This window comes from Microbispora siamensis (assembly GCF_016863095.1).
Classification (GTDB): Bacteria; Actinomycetota; Actinomycetes; order Streptosporangiales; family Streptosporangiaceae; genus Microbispora; species Microbispora siamensis.
The window spans coordinates 84393-98455 of record NZ_BOOF01000002.1 but is presented as its reverse complement, the minus strand read 5'-3'; the positions used below and the strand labels follow the sequence as shown (position 1 = coordinate 98455).

At 70.4% G+C, this 14063-nt stretch carries 14 protein-coding genes; 7 read left to right on the top strand and 7 right to left on the bottom strand.

Going from position 1 to position 14063, the window contains the following annotated elements; genetic code table 11:
• Positions 1-58: 58 nt before the first annotated feature.
• The 4 genes from ctaC (at position 59) to Msi02_RS02190 (ending at position 4253) form a co-directional block, all read left to right on the top strand.
• Entirely contained in the window at positions 59-889 is an 831-nt protein-coding gene (gene ctaC, locus Msi02_RS02205; protein ID WP_079313355.1) for an aa3-type cytochrome oxidase subunit II, read from the top strand.
• Positions 886-2550, top strand: coding sequence for an aa3-type cytochrome oxidase subunit I (ctaD, locus tag Msi02_RS02200; protein ID WP_239108040.1), 1665 nt, complete (start codon positions 886-888; stop codon positions 2548-2550). The genes ctaC and ctaD overlap by 4 nt, the downstream gene beginning before the upstream one ends.
• Positions 2547-2942: a cytochrome c oxidase subunit 4 gene (locus Msi02_RS02195; protein ID WP_079313353.1), complete on the top strand. Its 396-nt coding sequence runs from the start codon at positions 2547-2549 to the stop codon at positions 2940-2942. Before ctaD ends, Msi02_RS02195 begins: the two co-directional genes overlap by 4 nt.
• A 141-nt stretch (positions 2943-3083) precedes the next feature.
• A complete protein-coding gene (locus Msi02_RS02190; protein ID WP_239108039.1) occupies positions 3084-4253 on the top strand; it encodes a L,D-transpeptidase in 1170 nt (389 codons plus the stop codon).
• Positions 4254-4350: 97 nt separating this feature from the next.
• Here the strand turns inward: Msi02_RS02190 and Msi02_RS02185 are convergent, their stop codons facing one another.
• From Msi02_RS02185 to ctaE, 6 genes are all read right to left on the bottom strand, one after another.
• Positions 4351-5541 (bottom strand): acyltransferase family protein, encoded by a 1191-nt coding sequence (locus Msi02_RS02185; RefSeq protein ID WP_239108038.1) that lies wholly within the window; start codon positions 5539-5541, stop codon positions 4351-4353.
• Positions 5531-6601, bottom strand: coding sequence for an alpha/beta hydrolase (locus Msi02_RS02180; RefSeq protein ID WP_239108037.1), 1071 nt, complete (start codon positions 6599-6601; stop codon positions 5531-5533). The genes Msi02_RS02185 and Msi02_RS02180 overlap by 11 nt, the downstream gene beginning before the upstream one ends.
• A 186-nt stretch (positions 6602-6787) precedes the next feature.
• The gene (gene qcrB / locus Msi02_RS02175; protein WP_204046816.1) at positions 6788-8419 is read right to left on the bottom strand and encodes a cytochrome bc1 complex cytochrome b subunit; all 1632 of its coding nucleotides are present in this window, start codon (positions 8417-8419) and stop codon (positions 6788-6790) included.
• Positions 8416-9495 (bottom strand): cytochrome bc1 complex Rieske iron-sulfur subunit, encoded by a 1080-nt coding sequence (gene qcrA / locus Msi02_RS02170; protein ID WP_204046815.1) that lies wholly within the window; start codon positions 9493-9495, stop codon positions 8416-8418. Before qcrA ends, qcrB begins: the two co-directional genes overlap by 4 nt.
• A complete protein-coding gene (gene qcrC / locus Msi02_RS02165; RefSeq protein WP_079313377.1) occupies positions 9492-10301 on the bottom strand; it encodes a cytochrome bc1 complex diheme cytochrome c subunit in 810 nt (269 codons plus the stop codon). Before qcrC ends, qcrA begins: the two co-directional genes overlap by 4 nt.
• A gap of 17 nt (positions 10302-10318) precedes the next feature.
• Entirely contained in the window at positions 10319-10936 is a 618-nt protein-coding gene (ctaE, locus tag Msi02_RS02160) for an aa3-type cytochrome oxidase subunit III (protein ID WP_079313376.1), read from the bottom strand.
• 162 nt (positions 10937-11098) lie between these two features.
• Between ctaE and Msi02_RS02155 the strand changes: the two genes are divergently transcribed.
• From Msi02_RS02155 to Msi02_RS02145, 3 genes are all read left to right on the top strand, one after another.
• A complete protein-coding gene (locus Msi02_RS02155; protein WP_079313344.1) occupies positions 11099-11494 on the top strand; it encodes a response regulator transcription factor in 396 nt (131 codons plus the stop codon).
• A gap of 252 nt (positions 11495-11746) precedes the next feature.
• The gene (gene trpD / locus Msi02_RS02150) at positions 11747-12796 is read left to right on the top strand and encodes an anthranilate phosphoribosyltransferase (RefSeq protein WP_204046814.1); all 1050 of its coding nucleotides are present in this window, start codon (positions 11747-11749) and stop codon (positions 12794-12796) included.
• A gap of 98 nt (positions 12797-12894) precedes the next feature.
• A complete protein-coding gene (locus Msi02_RS02145) occupies positions 12895-13698 on the top strand; it encodes a sensor histidine kinase (RefSeq protein WP_204046813.1) in 804 nt (267 codons plus the stop codon).
• Between the two features lie 18 nt (positions 13699-13716).
• Here Msi02_RS02145 and Msi02_RS02140 read toward each other — a convergent pair whose 3' ends face one another.
• A complete protein-coding gene (locus Msi02_RS02140; protein ID WP_079313341.1) occupies positions 13717-14004 on the bottom strand; it encodes an Lrp/AsnC family transcriptional regulator in 288 nt (95 codons plus the stop codon).
• Between the last annotated feature and the right edge of the window lie 59 nt (positions 14005-14063).

Genomic DNA, 14063 nt, shown 5'->3' with positions numbered 1-14063 from the left:
ATTGGAAAAACCGCCCAGGAGAGGAACTCTTGGGCTTCATCTGTGGGGTAGGCGATCCGTGAGTCCGACCCGCCGTACGACACGGCGACCGTGGGCACGCCGCCGGTTGCCCGGAGCCGCCGCCGTGGCGCTGCTGGTGGCGTCCGGGACGGCGTGTAGCAACCAGGCGATCGATCAGTGGTCCCGTGGGGGCATGCCGGAAGGTGTCACCAAGCAGGCCGGCATCGTCCAGACGCTCTGGAACGGGAGCTGGATCGCGGCTCTCGCCACCGGTGTGGTCGTCTGGGGACTGATCCTTTGGGCGTGCATCTTCCACCGGAAGAAGAAGAACAGCCCCGATCAGCTTCCTCCGCAGGTGCGCTACAACCTGCCGATCGAGATCCTCTACACGGTGGTCCCGGTCATCATGGTCGCGGTCTTCTTCTACTTCACGGCCCGTGACGAGACCGAGATCACGCGGATCACCAAGGCCGCCCCGGTCAAGGTGGCCGTCGAGGGCTACCAGTGGAGCTGGCGTTTCACGACCGAGTACCAGGGCCAGAAGGCCGTGGTCGCGGGCGTGCCGGTGGACCTCAGCAAGCAGAGCGCGGAGAACCCGCAGGGTCCGCAGCTCGTGCTGCCGGTCAACACCCAGGTCCAGTTCGACCTGCACTCGCCCGACGTCATCCACTCGTTCTGGGTGCCGGCGTTCCTGTTCAAGCAGGACGTCTTCCCGGGCAACGTGCACAACCACTTCCAGATCACGACGCTCAACAAGACGGGCGTCTTCGTCGGCCGATGCGCCGAGCTGTGCGGCACCGACCACAGCAAGATGCTGTTCTCCGTGAAGCTCGTCCCGCAGGCCGAATTCGACCAGTACATCAAGAGCCAGGCGGGGAGTGCGCAGTGACCGCCATCCAGGAACCGGCCGGCATCGCCGCGCGGCCGTACACCAAGGGCACGGTCATCGCCAAGTGGCTGTCCTCGACCGACCACAAGGTGATCGGGCACCTCTACCTGATCACGTCGTTCGTGTTCTTCCTCATCGGCGGCCTCATGGCGCTGGTGATGCGGGCCGAGCTCGCGCAGCCGGGGCTGCAGGTCGTGTCGACCGAGCAGTTCAACCAGCTGTTCACGATGCACGGCACGATCATGCTGCTCATGTTCGCGACGCCGCTGTTCGCCGGCTTCGCCAACGAGCTGATGCCGCTGCAGATCGGCGCCCCTGACGTGGCGTTCCCCCGGCTGAACATGGTGAGCTACTGGCTCTACCTGTTCGGCAGCACGATCGCCGTGCTGGGCTTCTTCACCCCGGGCGGGTCCGCCTCGTTCGGCTGGACCGCGTACGCGCCGCTGTCGAACGCGGTGACCTCGCCCGGCCTCGGCAGCGACTTCTGGGTCCTGGGCCTGGCGATGTCCGGTCTCGGCACCATCCTCGGCGCGGTGAACTTCATCACCACGATCCTCACCATGCGCGCCCCCGGCATGACGATGTTCCGGATGCCGATCTTCACCTGGAACATCCTGCTCACCAGCATCCTGGTGCTGCTCGCCTTCCCGGTGCTGGCCGCCGCGCTGCTCGCCCTGGAGGCCGACCGCAAGCTGGGCGCCCACATCTTCGACTCGCCCACGGGCGGGGCGATGCTGTGGCAGCACCTGTTCTGGTTCTTCGGGCACCCCGAGGTCTACATCATCGCACTGCCGTTCTTCGGCATCATCACCGAGATCCTTCCGGTCTTCAGCCGCAAGCCGATCTTCGGGTACATCGGCCTGGTCGGCGCGACCATCGCCATCGCGGGCCTGTCGGTCACCGTGTGGGCCCACCACATGTTCGTGACCGGCCAGGTGCTGCTGCCGTTCTTCTCGTTCATGACGTTCCTGATCGCCGTACCGACCGGGGTGAAGTTCTTCAACTGGATCGGCACGATGTGGCGGGGCCACCTGTCGTTCGAGGCGCCGATGCTGTTCGCGGTCGGCTTCCTGGTGACCTTCCTGTTCGGTGGTCTGACCGGCGTCATCCTGGCGTCGCCCCCGCTGGACTTCCACATCAGCGACACCTACTTCGTCGTGGCCCACTTCCACTACGTGGTCTTCGGCACCGTGGTGTTCGCGATGTTCGCCGGGTTCTACTTCTGGTGGCCCAAGTTCACCGGCAAGATGCTGAACGACAAGATCGGCAAGCTCCACTTCTGGCTGCTGTTCTTCGGCTTCCACCTGACCTTCCTGGTGCAGCACTGGCTGGGCGTCATCGGCTTCCCCCGCCGGTACGCCGACTACTCGCCCGCCGACGGCTTCACCGACCTGAACATGGTCTCCTCGGCCGGCGCGCTCCTGCTGGGCCTGTCCACCCTGCCGTTCTTCTACAACGTCTGGGTGACCTGGCGTAAGGCGCCGAAGGTCACCGTGGACGACCCCTGGGGCTTCGGCGGTTCGCTCGAGTGGGCGACCTCCTGCCCGCCGCCGCGGCACAACTTCCTGTCGCTGCCGCGCATCCGGTCCGAGCGCCCCGCGTTCGACCTCAAGTACCCGCACATCACCGCCAAGCCTGAGCTGGTGGAGGAGTCCCGATGAAGATCCAGGGATGGATGTTCCTGCTCTGCGGCCTCTTCTTCGCCGCCGCGGACGTGGTCTACTGGTTCTGGTCCAAGGAGCCGACCGGCACCACCGCCATGGCGATCTCCGTCGGCCTGGCCCTCATGATCGGCTACTACCTGCTGTTCACCGCGCGCCGCATCGGCGACCAGCCGGAGGACAACAAGGAGGCCGAGATCAGCGACGGCGCGGGCGAGATCGGCTTCTACAGCCCGCACAGCTGGTGGCCGCTGTTCGTGTGCCTGTCGGCCGCGCTGACGTTCTTCGGCTTCGCGGTCGGCTGGTGGCTGTTCTTCATCGGCCTGTTCTGCACGGTCATGGCCATGATCGGGTTCGTGTTCCAGTACTACCGGGGCAACTTCTCGCACTGATCGCGTGAACCCCCCTGGACGGCCGGTCGGCGTTCTCGCCGACCGGCCGTCCGCGTTCTTTGCCGGCCCACGGCCCCCGGACTGCCCGAACGGTACGTCACCCGGGAATAACCCCCGGAAAGCGACGCTAGGGGGACGGACGTGCGTGCTGGTGCGGGGGTGCTGGCCCTTCTCGTGATGGTTGCCGGGTGTTCCACGTCGGGCGGGCGCGACGAGGATCGAGGCTCCGGGACGGCGATCAGCATCAGCCCGCTCGACGGCGCCGCCGACCTGCCGCCCGAGCTTCCGATCCTGGTCGGCGCGGCCGGCGGCAAGCTCACCCACGTGGCCGTACAGGCCGCTGGAAAGCCCGTCGCGGGCGTGTTCAGCCCCGATCACACCCAGTGGCGCAGCGAGCGCCCCATGGCCCCGGGGACGGCCTACAGCGTCGAGGCGACGGCCGTGGGCTCCGGCGGCTCGACGACCAGGACCGTGCGCTTCGCCACGAAACCGGCCGCCAAGACCTTCGGCGTCACCACCCTGCTGCCCAACAAGCAGGACACCGGCCTGACGGTCGGCGTCGGCATGCCGATCATCATCACCTTCGACAAGCCGATCACCGACCGCGTGTCCGTCGAGCGCAACCTGATCGTGCAGGCGTCCAAGCCCATCGACGGCGCCTGGCACTGGCTCGACGACAAGAACGTGGTCTTCCGCCCGGAGAAGTACTGGCCGACGTACACCAAGGTCCGCGTCACCGCGCGCCTGGCCGGCATCAGGGGCGGCGAGGGCATGTACGGCAAGCAGGACTACGTCCGGGACTTCGAGATCGGCCGTTCGCAGATCAGCGTGGCCAACACCCAGACCCACTACATGAAGATCGAGCGGGACGGCAAGCAGATCAAGAACATGCCGATCAGCGCGGGCATGGGCGACGTGCTCCGCCACCACACCACCAGCGGCATCCACGTGGCGATGTCCAGGGAGGACGTCACGGTCATGACGTCTCCGGACGCGGGACCGGGGCAGGCCGGCTACTACCAGACGACCGTGTACAACAGCGTCCGCATCTCCAACTCCGGCGAGTACGTCCACGGCGCCCCGTGGTCCGTCGGTGACCAGGGCAACTCCAACGTCAGCCACGGCTGCGTGAACGTCAGCCCGGAGAACGCCAAGTGGTTCAAGAACAACACCCTGATCGGCGACCCGATCATCGTGACCGGGACGCCGCGCAGGCTGGAGGCGACCAACGGCTGGAGCTACTGGCAGGACTCCTGGCCGGCCTGGCTCAAGCGGAGTCGCCTGCGCGCCGCTCCCGCCGAGATCCTCTGAGCGGCCGTCGGCTACCGCGAGAGAACCCGACGCAGTGAGCGGAGTGAGCGGTGAGGAACGAGCCGCTCGCAAAGCGAACGAGGAGCTGATGAACGAGTCAGGGAACGCGTGGGCCGCGGGGTGCCTCGTGACGGCGGAAGACCGCCCGGCACACCGCCAGGGCCGCCGCGAACGCCGGCAGCCACGCCAGCCGGGCGGCCACCCAGCCGGGGTCGCCCGGGACGGTGTGCAGGCCGGGCAGCGGCCCGCCCGCGAGCCATAAGGCCGCCGTCGTGACCGCGATCAACGCGGTCTGGTGCCACAGGAAGATCGTCATCGCGGAGAGGTTGGCCACCGCCACCGGCGCCCAGGCGCCGGGACGGCGCAGCACCCGCCGCAGCGGCCCGGCCAGCAGCAGGGCCGCCCCGCACTGGGCCAGCCCGAACGCCACGGCCGCCAGTGTGGGCGGGGACTGGTTGGAGACCGGCGCGCCCGGCACGCCGACCATGGACGCCGGATAGCCGGCCCACAGGACGAGACCGGCGGTGGCCGCGGCCCCGCCGAGCAGCAGCGCCCATCCGGTCACCCGGCCGCCCAGCCGCCCGCCCGCCCACAGGGCGCCGAGGCAGTACGGCACGAGCCAGCCGGTCCCCACGTTGATCCAGCCGACCCAGGACGGCCCGTCCAGGCCGAACCTGACGAGATCGGCCACCGCGACTGCGGCGAGCGGCCACACCGGGTGCAGCCGGGCGGCGAGCGGGGTCACCGCGGTCAGCGCCGCGAAGACCAGCAGGAACCACATCGGCGCCAACGCCAGCTTGACCAGCGCGTACACGGTCCCCGGGTCGGCCCCCCAGGCGAGCATCGCGACCGCCGCCGCGCTCCACACCCCCACCAGGGGCACGACCGGGCGGAACAGGCGGGCCATCCGGGCGGCGGCCCACCGGCCGTGGCCCACGCTCCGTCCCCGGGCGCGGCCGTGGCTCTCGACGGCCACCCGCCCGCCCACAAAGAAGAACACGGCCATGGTCTGGAACAGCCAGGAGACGGGCGCGAGCTGCGGCATGTACGTCAGCGGACTGGTGACGCGCAGGACGCCGCTGTCGGCGACGGGTGCGGTCACCAGCCAGTGACCGAGCACCACACCGGCGATGGCGAGGGCACGCAGCGTGTCGACGGCGCGGTCGCGCGGTGTCTCCGAGGCGCGGTTTGGCGGTGCCGCTGAGGCGCGGTCGCGCGGTGTCTCCGAGGCGTGGTCGCGCGGGGTCGGTGTCGTCTCCTCGACGCGCCGCACGAGGTCATGAAACACGGCTCACCTCGGCGGGAGCATGCCCGGAGACGATCCGGGCGATGTTCGCCAGCGCCGGCGATCCGGCTTTCAGATAGTCGCTGTGACCGCCGTCGCCCGCGGCGAAAATCCGGGCGCCGAACCGGGGATCCACGGGATCCTCCCCGAGCCCGATCGTGCCGAAGGGAAGGCGCAGCGCCGCGTGCGGCAGGTGCCCGACCCAGTCCCCGGTGCCGCGGGCGGCCCACACGGCCGCCCGGGTGCGCATCGCCGCCGCGTCGTCCACGCCCGCGCCGGGGCTGCCGCACAGAACGATGTCCGCGACGTCCAGGCCCGGCGCGGCCCTGCCGCACACCACGCCGCCGTACGAGTGGCACACCAGGCTGATGCGGGCGGCGGGCCTGAGCCGGGCCAGGTCGCGGACGAAGGCACGCAGTGCGGGGACGGCCTCGTCCGCGCGGCCGGGAGTCATCGCCTGGAGGCTCACGGTGCTCGGAGTCCGGTATCCGAGCCAGGCGACGACGGCGCCTCGCGGGCCGAGTGCCCGCTGCAGCCGCATCGAGCCGCCCCGCAGGAGCCCGTACGTGTCGAGGCCGGTGCCGGAGCCGGGGACGATCACCGCGATCCGGTCGGCGGCGGCCAGGTCGCCGAACACCTCGGCGGCCCGGCCGCCGTCGCGGCCGTCGAAGGACAGGAAGTGCCGGGTGGGGCCGGCCATCGCCCGCAGCATGGCGGCCCGCCATCGGTGACCGGCCGCCGCGGCGGTCCGCATCGCGGCCTCGACGGCGCCACGGGTGGCGGCGTACCGCTCGGCCAGGCTCGCGGTGGTCGCGGCCCGTAGCGGGGGCAGGGGCGGCGGGACGGGCGCGGGGACCGCCTCGGGACGTGCCGCGCCGGTCACCGGAACGGCGAGCGCGGCGACGACGAACGTGGCGAGCAGCCTCCGGCCCAGGCGGTCGCGGACCGGACTACGCCGAAGGAGCGCGAGCGGGCCGCGGCGTGCGCCCGTGCCGCCACGGGGGAGGGGGAGCGGCGCAGGTGGCAGGTCGTGGGTCTCCGGTGGCTGTGCGGTGTCGATCACCCGGTTCACGGTGCCGTGCGGCGCGTCCCCACCGCATCGGACCGTGAGGCACATTCGCCGCGCCACCGGCCGACCGTGGACGTAGACCCCTGGTCGGATGCCCGCAACAGGGGCACAGAGCAACGGCCCGGCCGGGGGAGTGGTTCCCCCTGCCGGGCCGTTGCGTGCCGGTCAGTCAGGTGCCCGTCAGTGGAGCTCCTTGCGGTCGCCGGCGCCGACGCCCGCGTGCTCCTCCTCGTGGGCCTCCTCGTGGTGGCCGTCGGTCAGCGGGACCCGGTCGGTCCCGTACGCCTGGCTCATCTTGGCGCGGAGCCGGCCGATGGCGCTGCGGGCGCCCTTGGGCGGGATGCCCTCGCCGTCCTCGGCGCTCTCGAGCACCGGGATCTCCTTCTTGCCGCGGATGTGCTCGGCGATGTCCTCCGCCGGCGGCGTGTGGACCTCGATGTACTGGCCGTTCGGCAGCCGCTTGATGACGCCGGACTCCACGCCGTGGGACAGCACCTCGGCGTCCTTGCGCTGGAGGCCGATGCACATCCGGTAGGTGATCCAGTACGCGATGGCCGGGCCGACGAAGACGGCGATCCGCCCGAACCAGGTCGTCGTGTACAGGTCGAGGTGGAAGTTCGCCGAGAGCTCGTCGTTGGCGCCCAGCAGCCACAGGAGGCCGTAGAACGTCATACCCGAGATGCCGATGGCCGTGCGGTGCGGGTTGTTGCGCGGCCGGTCGGCGACGTGGTGCTCGCGGCGGTCACCCGTGATCCACTGCTCCAGGAACGGATACAGCGCCAGGCCCGTCATGACGATGCCCAGTGGCACCAGCGCCGGGATCAGCACGCTCAGCGTCACCGTGTGGTCGAGGAAGTTGATCTCCCACGACGGCATGAGACGGAGCGCGCCCTCCAGGAAGCCCATGTACCAGTCGGGCTGGGAGCCGGCCGAGATGTCCGCCGGGGTGTACGGCCCGAACAGCCAGATCGGGTTGATCTGGGCGAACGTGCCGAGCAGCGCGATGACGCCGAACGTGAACAGGAAGAACGCGCCCGACTTGATCATGAAGGCCGGGTAGAACGGGGCGCCCACCACGTTCTTCTCGGTCCTGTTCTTGCCCGGCATCTGCGTGTGCTTCTGCACCCACATCAGGATCATGTGCGCCGAGACGAGCGCGAGCAGGATGCCCGGGATCAGCAGGATGTGGATCGAGTAGAACCGCGAGATGACGTCGTGGCCCGGGTACTCGCCGCCGAACAGGAAGAACGAGACGTAGGTGCCCACGATCGGGATCGACTGGGCGACGCCCTGGGTGATCCGCAGACCCGCGCCGGAGAGCAGGTCGTCGGGGAGGGAGTAGCCGGTGAGGCCCTCGAGAAGCGCCAGCGAGAGCAGGAGGATGCCGATGATCCAGTTGAGCTCGCGCGGCTTGCGGTACGCCCCGGTGAAGAAGATCCGGAGCATGTGCACCGTCATGCCGCCCACGAACAGCAGCGCCGCCCAGTGGTGGATCTGCCGCATCAGCAGACCGCCGCGGACGTCGAAGCTGATGTGCAGCGCCGAGGCGTAGGCCTCCGACATCTTCACGCCGTACAGCGGGGCGTAGTTGCCCGTGTACGTGACCTCGCCCATGCCCGGCTTGAACCAGAACGTCAGGAACGTACCGGTCAGCAGCAGGATGACGAACGAGTAGAGCGCGATCTCCCCCAGGAGGAACGACCAGTGGTCGGGGAAGATCTTCCTCAGGTTGCGCTTGAGGAAGTTCCCCGCGCCGATGCGGTCGTCGACGAACGTCGAGACGCCTGCGATGGCCTTGGGGGGAGCGTTCATGATGCGTTCTCCCTAGCTTCGGCTTCAGCGTCGCCACGCTCCCAGAAGCTGGGACCGACGGGGACCTTGAAGTCGGACTTCGCGACGAGGTAGCCCTCCTCGTCGATTCCGATGGGGAGCTGCGGCAGCGGCCGGGCGGCGGGGCCGAAGACGACCCTCGCTCCGTCCGCCGCGTCGAAGGTCGACTGGTGGCACGGGCAGAGGATGTGGTGCGTCGTCTGCTCGTAGAGAGCCGCCGGGCAGCCCACGTGGGTGCAGATCTTGGAGTAGGCGACGATGCCGTCGTGCGTCCAGTTCAGGTTCGTGCCGGACTTGATCTCCTCCGGGCGGAACTTGAGCAGGATCAGCGTCGCCTTGGCCAGCGCGTTCAGGTCCTCCTCGTAGCCCTCGGGGACCACGGAGAGGATGCCGCCGGGAGAGTTGAAGTCGGCCGCGCGGATCGGCTGGCCGGTGCCCTCGACCACGAGGCGGCGCGGCTTGCCGTTCTTGGTGGGCTCGCCCCAGACGGTGTGCCTGAGCGAGGTCCCGGGGAGCGGGCCGAGGTCCTTCAGCAGCACCAGCGGGAGCAGGCCCAGCGGAGCGGCGGCCAGCAGCAGCGTGCGGCGCAGCAGCTTGTGCTTGACGAACCCGCTCTCGTCGGCGCCCTGGAGGAAGGTCTCCTTGACGTACTCACGCGTGCCGTCGTCGGAGCGCATCTCGTGGCGCTCCTGGATCAGGTTGTACTTCGGCATGATCTGCCGCACCCAGACCGTGAGGCCCGCGGCCAGCGCCATCAGGGCCAGGGCCAGGGTGCCGCCGAGCGCGAGGTTCGACGTGGCCGTCTTGCTGATCGTGCCGACCTGGAAGATCACGTACGAGGCGATGAACCCCGCACCGGCCAGGAAGGCGATCAGGAACAGCAGCGCGACGAGGCGCTCGGCCTTGCGGGCCTTGACGGGGTCCTGCGGGATCACGCCGGGAACGCCTTCGGGCGCGTGGATCGGGTCGCTGTCGACGATCGGCGCGTCCGCGGGCGGCGTGCCGAGGACGCGCGTCCGCACCCGGCCGCTCTCGGGGTACTCGTTCTGCTCTGTCATGCCGCCCGTCGCTTCTTCGCTGTGATCCAGATGGAGGCCAGGATCAGGAGGCTGAGACCCACGACCCACGCTACAAGGCCCTCGGTGACGGGGCCGATACGGCCCAGACCCGAACCGCCCGGGTCGACCTGCGACCGCACGTGGGTGATGTACGCGATCATGTCGCGCTTCTGCTCCGGCGTGATCGTCGAGTCGTTGAACACCGGCATCGCCTGCGGGCCGGTGGCCATCGCCTCGTAGATCTGCGTCGGCGTCGCCGGGTTCAGCGGCGGCGCGTACTTGCCGTAGGTCAGCGCGCCGCCGGCGCCCACGAAGTTGTGGCACTGGATGCAGTTGGCGCGGAAGAGCTCGCCGCCCTTGGCCGGGTCGCCCTTGGCCGGGTCGACCTGCTCGGCGCTGGGCACCGTGGGGCCGCCGCCCAGGGACTGGACGTACGCCGAGAGCTGGTCGACGGCCTCGTCGGTCGCCCACTCCGCACGCGGCTTGCGCGGCGCCTGGGGACCCGCGTCGGCGGCCGGCATGCGGCCGCTGCTCACCTGGAAGTTCACGGCGGCGGCTCCGACGCCGATGAGCGTCGGAGCCTTCTTGGTGCCCTCGGCGTTCATGCCGTGGCAGCTCGCGCAGTGCGCCACGAAGAGGCTCTTGCCCTGCGCCACGTCGTCGGCCTTGCCGGACGCGATCGCGGCGTCCGCGGTGCTGCCGTTCGGCGCCGCGAGCGCGTAGCCGCCGCCGAGCAGGCCCAGCGCGAGCGCCACGACGGCGACTCGCGCGAGGGGATGGCGCCGTCGGGCGGTGATGGAGTTCACCGAAATCCCCGTTCCGATCATTTGATGATGTAGATGGTCGCGAAAAGGCCGATCCAGACCACGTCGACGAAGTGCCAGTAGTAGGACACGACGATCGCGCTGGTCTGCTGCTCATACGTCAAGCGCTTCGCGGCGTACGTGCGTCCCAGGATGAACAGGAACGCGATCAGACCACCCGTCACGTGCAAGCCATGGAAGCCCGTGGTCAGGAAGAACACCGAGTCGTACGGCGAGTGCGAGAGGACGTGGCCCTCGCGCGCCAGGTTCCCGTACTCGTAAAGCTGTCCGCCCACGAAGAAGGCGCCCATCAGGAAGCTTACGACATACCAGAATCGCAGCTTCTTGACGTCGCCCCTTTCCACAGCCCACACGCCCAGCTGGCACGTGACACTCGACAGGACCAGAACGGTCGTGTTGAAGGTCGCGAACGGGACTTCGAGGTGCGCCTCGGGCCAGTGCGTGCCCTGTCCGAGGCTGACCGACCGGATGGTGAAGTACATCGCGAACAGCGCCGCGAAGAACATGAGCTCAGAGGACAACCACACGATGGTGCCGACCTGAACCAGGTTCGGCCGGCTGGACCCGTGCGGTCTCGTCGTCGTAGTAATTGCGGATGCTGTCGCCACGCCCAGCATTATTGCGGCTCCCCAGGTCGGGTCGCCCCACGACCCCCCGCTAGGGTCCATACGCGCCCACGAAACGGGCATGTCACGGCAATCGCCCCGGGGCTGCGAGCCCTGCAGCCGCGCCGGTAGCATCACGATGACCATACCCCGCGATTCGACAGTGAGCGTGAAATGAGGGTTCTCGTCTACAGCGACGACGCAGGCACCCGGGAGAAGGTGCGGCTGGCCATCGGGCGGCGCCCCGCCGCAGACGTGCCCCTCGTCGAGATCGTCGAGTGCGCGACCCAGCCGGCCGTGATCAAGCACCTCGACTCCGGCGACATCGACGTGGCCGTCCTCGACGGCGAGGCGCAGCCGGCCGGCGGCATGGGGGTCAGCAGGCAGGCCAAGGACGAGGTGCACAACTGCCCCCCGATCCTGCTGCTCATCGCCCGCAGGGACGACCGCTGGCTGGCCAACTGGTCCCGCGCCGACGCCGTCGTCGCTCAGCCCATCGACCCGGTGGTCCTCGCCGAGGCCGTGGCCGACCTCATGCGGCGCCGCCTCAGCCTCACCCGGGCGCACTGAGCCCGGCGTACTGAGCCCGGCGTACTGAGCCCTGCGCACTGAGCTCTGCGCACGCTGAACCGGGTGTATCAGACCGGGCGCACTGAACCGGGTGCGCCCGGCCCGGGGCTCACGCGTCGCCGGGCCCGTCCGGCGGCCGGGTGTCACCGGGCTCTCGCTTCACCCCGGCACGCCTGCGACGCCCGGCCGCACCGCAGAGCCGACCCGCCGACCCGCCGATCCGACCCCACACCGAAACCCGCGGAGCCCACCATGGACACGCGCACCACCTGGCCCTCCACGCTGAACGCCCTGCTGGCGGGCGAGAACCTGACGGCCGACGAGACGGCCTGGGTAATGGGGGAGATCATGTCGGGGGCGGCGACCCCGGCGCAGATCGCCGCCTTCGCCGTCGCCCTGCGGGCCAAGGGCGAGACCGTCGCCGAGGTGACGGGCCTCGTCCGCACCATGTTCGAGCGCGCGACCCCGCTCACGGTCGAGGGGCCGGTGGTCGACATCGTCGGCACCGGCGGCGACCGGGCGCACACCGTCAACGTCTCGACGATGGCCGCGATCGTCGCGGCGGCGGCCGGGGCCCGGGTCGTCAAGCACGGCAACCGGGCCGCCTCCTCGCTGTGCGGCGCGGCCGACGTGCTCGAGCACCTGGGCGTCGCCCTCGACCTGTCGCCGGAGACCACCGCCAGGGTCGCGGTGGAGGCGGGCATCGCCTTCTGCTTCGCGCCCGTCTACCACCCCGCGCTGCGCTTCACCGGCCCGCCGCGCAAGGAGATCGGCGTGCCGACGGTGTTCAACTTCCTCGGGCCGCTGGCCAACCCCGCGCGTCCCGCCGCACAGGCCATCGGCGTGTTCGACGCGCGCATGCTGCCGGTCATGGCCGGGGTCTTCGCCGAGCGCGGCGTGTCGGCGCTGGTCTTCCGGGGCGACGACGGCCTGGACGAACTGTCCACCGCGGCCCCGTCGGCGGTCTTCGTCGTCAGGGACGGCACCGCGACCCAGACGACGATCGACCCGGCCGACCTCGGCATCCCCCGCTCCCAGCCCGGCGACCTGCGCGGCGGCGACGTCGAGTTCAACGCGGCGGCGGTCCGCGACCTGCTGCGCGGCAAGACCGGGCCGGTGCGTGACGCGGTGCTGCTGAACGCGGCGGCCGGTCTGGTCGCCTACGACGGCCCGGGCGACGACCTGGTCGCCGACCTGCGCGCGGCGTACGCCCGCGCGGCCGAGGCGGTCGACTCGGGCAGGGCCGCGCAGACCCTGGAGCGCTGGGTCGAGATCAGCCGCGCGCTCGGCTCCACGGCCTGATCGCGCTCCTGGTCCGGATCGCCTCCACCGCGGGAGGGATCAGACGTCCGCCTTGATGGGGACGTGCCGGGTTCGGCCTGAGCCGTACCGTTCCCGCCATGATGCGCCTGCTCGCCCTTCGCGTCATCCACCGCTGGGCCGCCTTGGCCCGCGGCGGGATGGCCATGCTCGCCGCCGGTCTCCGCGGTGCGCTCTCCGCCGCTTCGCGCCCTGACCCGCTCTCCCCGCAGCGGGACCGCGGCAGGGGCGGACGGCGGGTCCGGGCGGAGGACGGGAACGGCGCGGGGCCCGGGCGTCCCGTTCATCCCGCCGACGAGGAGGACGTCGTCTGGGAACGCCTGCGGATCGCCTCGGAACTGCACGACCTGGTGGCCCACGACCTGAGCGTGATGACGCTGGGCGTGGGAGCGGGCCGGGTGATCATGGACAAGGACCCGGAACGGGCGAGGCAGACCTTCCGCGAGGCCGAGGAGTCGGGCCGCCGGGTCCTGTCCGACCTGCGCCGGATGATGGGCCTGCTGCGCATGGACGGGCAGCGCCGCGGCCCCCAGCCGGGCCTGGGAGACCTGCCCGGGCTGATCGACGACTTCCGCGCGAGCGGGCTCGCCGTCTCGTTCACCGAGGTCGGCGCCCGGGGGAGCGGCCCCACGCTGGAGCTGTCGGCGTACCGCATCGTGGAGGAGGCGCTGGGCAACGCCCTGTGGTACGGCATGGCCCGCACCGCGACGGTCACGCTGCGGTGGCTGCCCGCCGTCCTGGAGGTCGCCGTCCACGACGACGGGCTGCCCCGCGACCGGCTCGTCGGCACCTGGGAGCGCGCGGCGCTGTTCGGCGGCTCGGTCGCCGCGCACCCGCTCCCCGGAGGGTTCGAGGTCCGCGTCCGGCTGCTGCGCCCGGCCTGATCCGCCGCGCCCTCAGTGTCAGTCCGCGTCGGCGAGGCCGATGGAGAAGGCCGCCTCCAGGTCGTGGCGAGAGTAGGTGCGGAAGGCGATGTGCGTCTCGGTGTGGCGCACGCCGGGCACCTTGTTGACGCGGCCGGGCACGACCTCGGCCACCTCGTCGTAGCGGCCGACCCTGACCATGGCCAGCAGGTCGAACTCGCCGGTGATCGAGTACACCTCGCTGACGCCCTCGATCTCGGCGATGGCCTCGGCGACCTCGGGGATCCTGTCGACGTCCGCCTTGATGTGGACGATCGCGGTGACCATTCGCTCTCTCCTGCTGTCTCGCGGCTCGGCTCTGTCGCCCCCGACCTTAGTGCCACTCC

Coding starts and splice junctions, on each gene's coding strand:
- Msi02_RS02145 (WP_204046813.1), top strand. CDS start 12,895: ATGATGCGCCTGCTCGCCCTTCGCGTCATCCACCGCTGGGCCGCCTTG.
- ctaE (WP_079313376.1), bottom strand. CDS start 10,936: ATGCTGGGCGTGGCGACAGCATCCGCAATTACTACGACGACGAGACCG.
- qcrA (WP_204046815.1), bottom strand. CDS start 9,495: ATGACAGAGCAGAACGAGTACCCCGAGAGCGGCCGGGTGCGGACGCGC.
- trpD (WP_204046814.1), top strand. CDS start 11,747: ATGGACACGCGCACCACCTGGCCCTCCACGCTGAACGCCCTGCTGGCG.
- Msi02_RS02155 (WP_079313344.1), top strand. CDS start 11,099: ATGAGGGTTCTCGTCTACAGCGACGACGCAGGCACCCGGGAGAAGGTG.
- qcrB (WP_204046816.1), bottom strand. CDS start 8,419: ATGAACGCTCCCCCCAAGGCCATCGCAGGCGTCTCGACGTTCGTCGAC.
- Msi02_RS02195 (WP_079313353.1), top strand. CDS start 2,547: ATGAAGATCCAGGGATGGATGTTCCTGCTCTGCGGCCTCTTCTTCGCC.
- Msi02_RS02140 (WP_079313341.1), bottom strand. CDS start 14,004: ATGGTCACCGCGATCGTCCACATCAAGGCGGACGTCGACAGGATCCCC.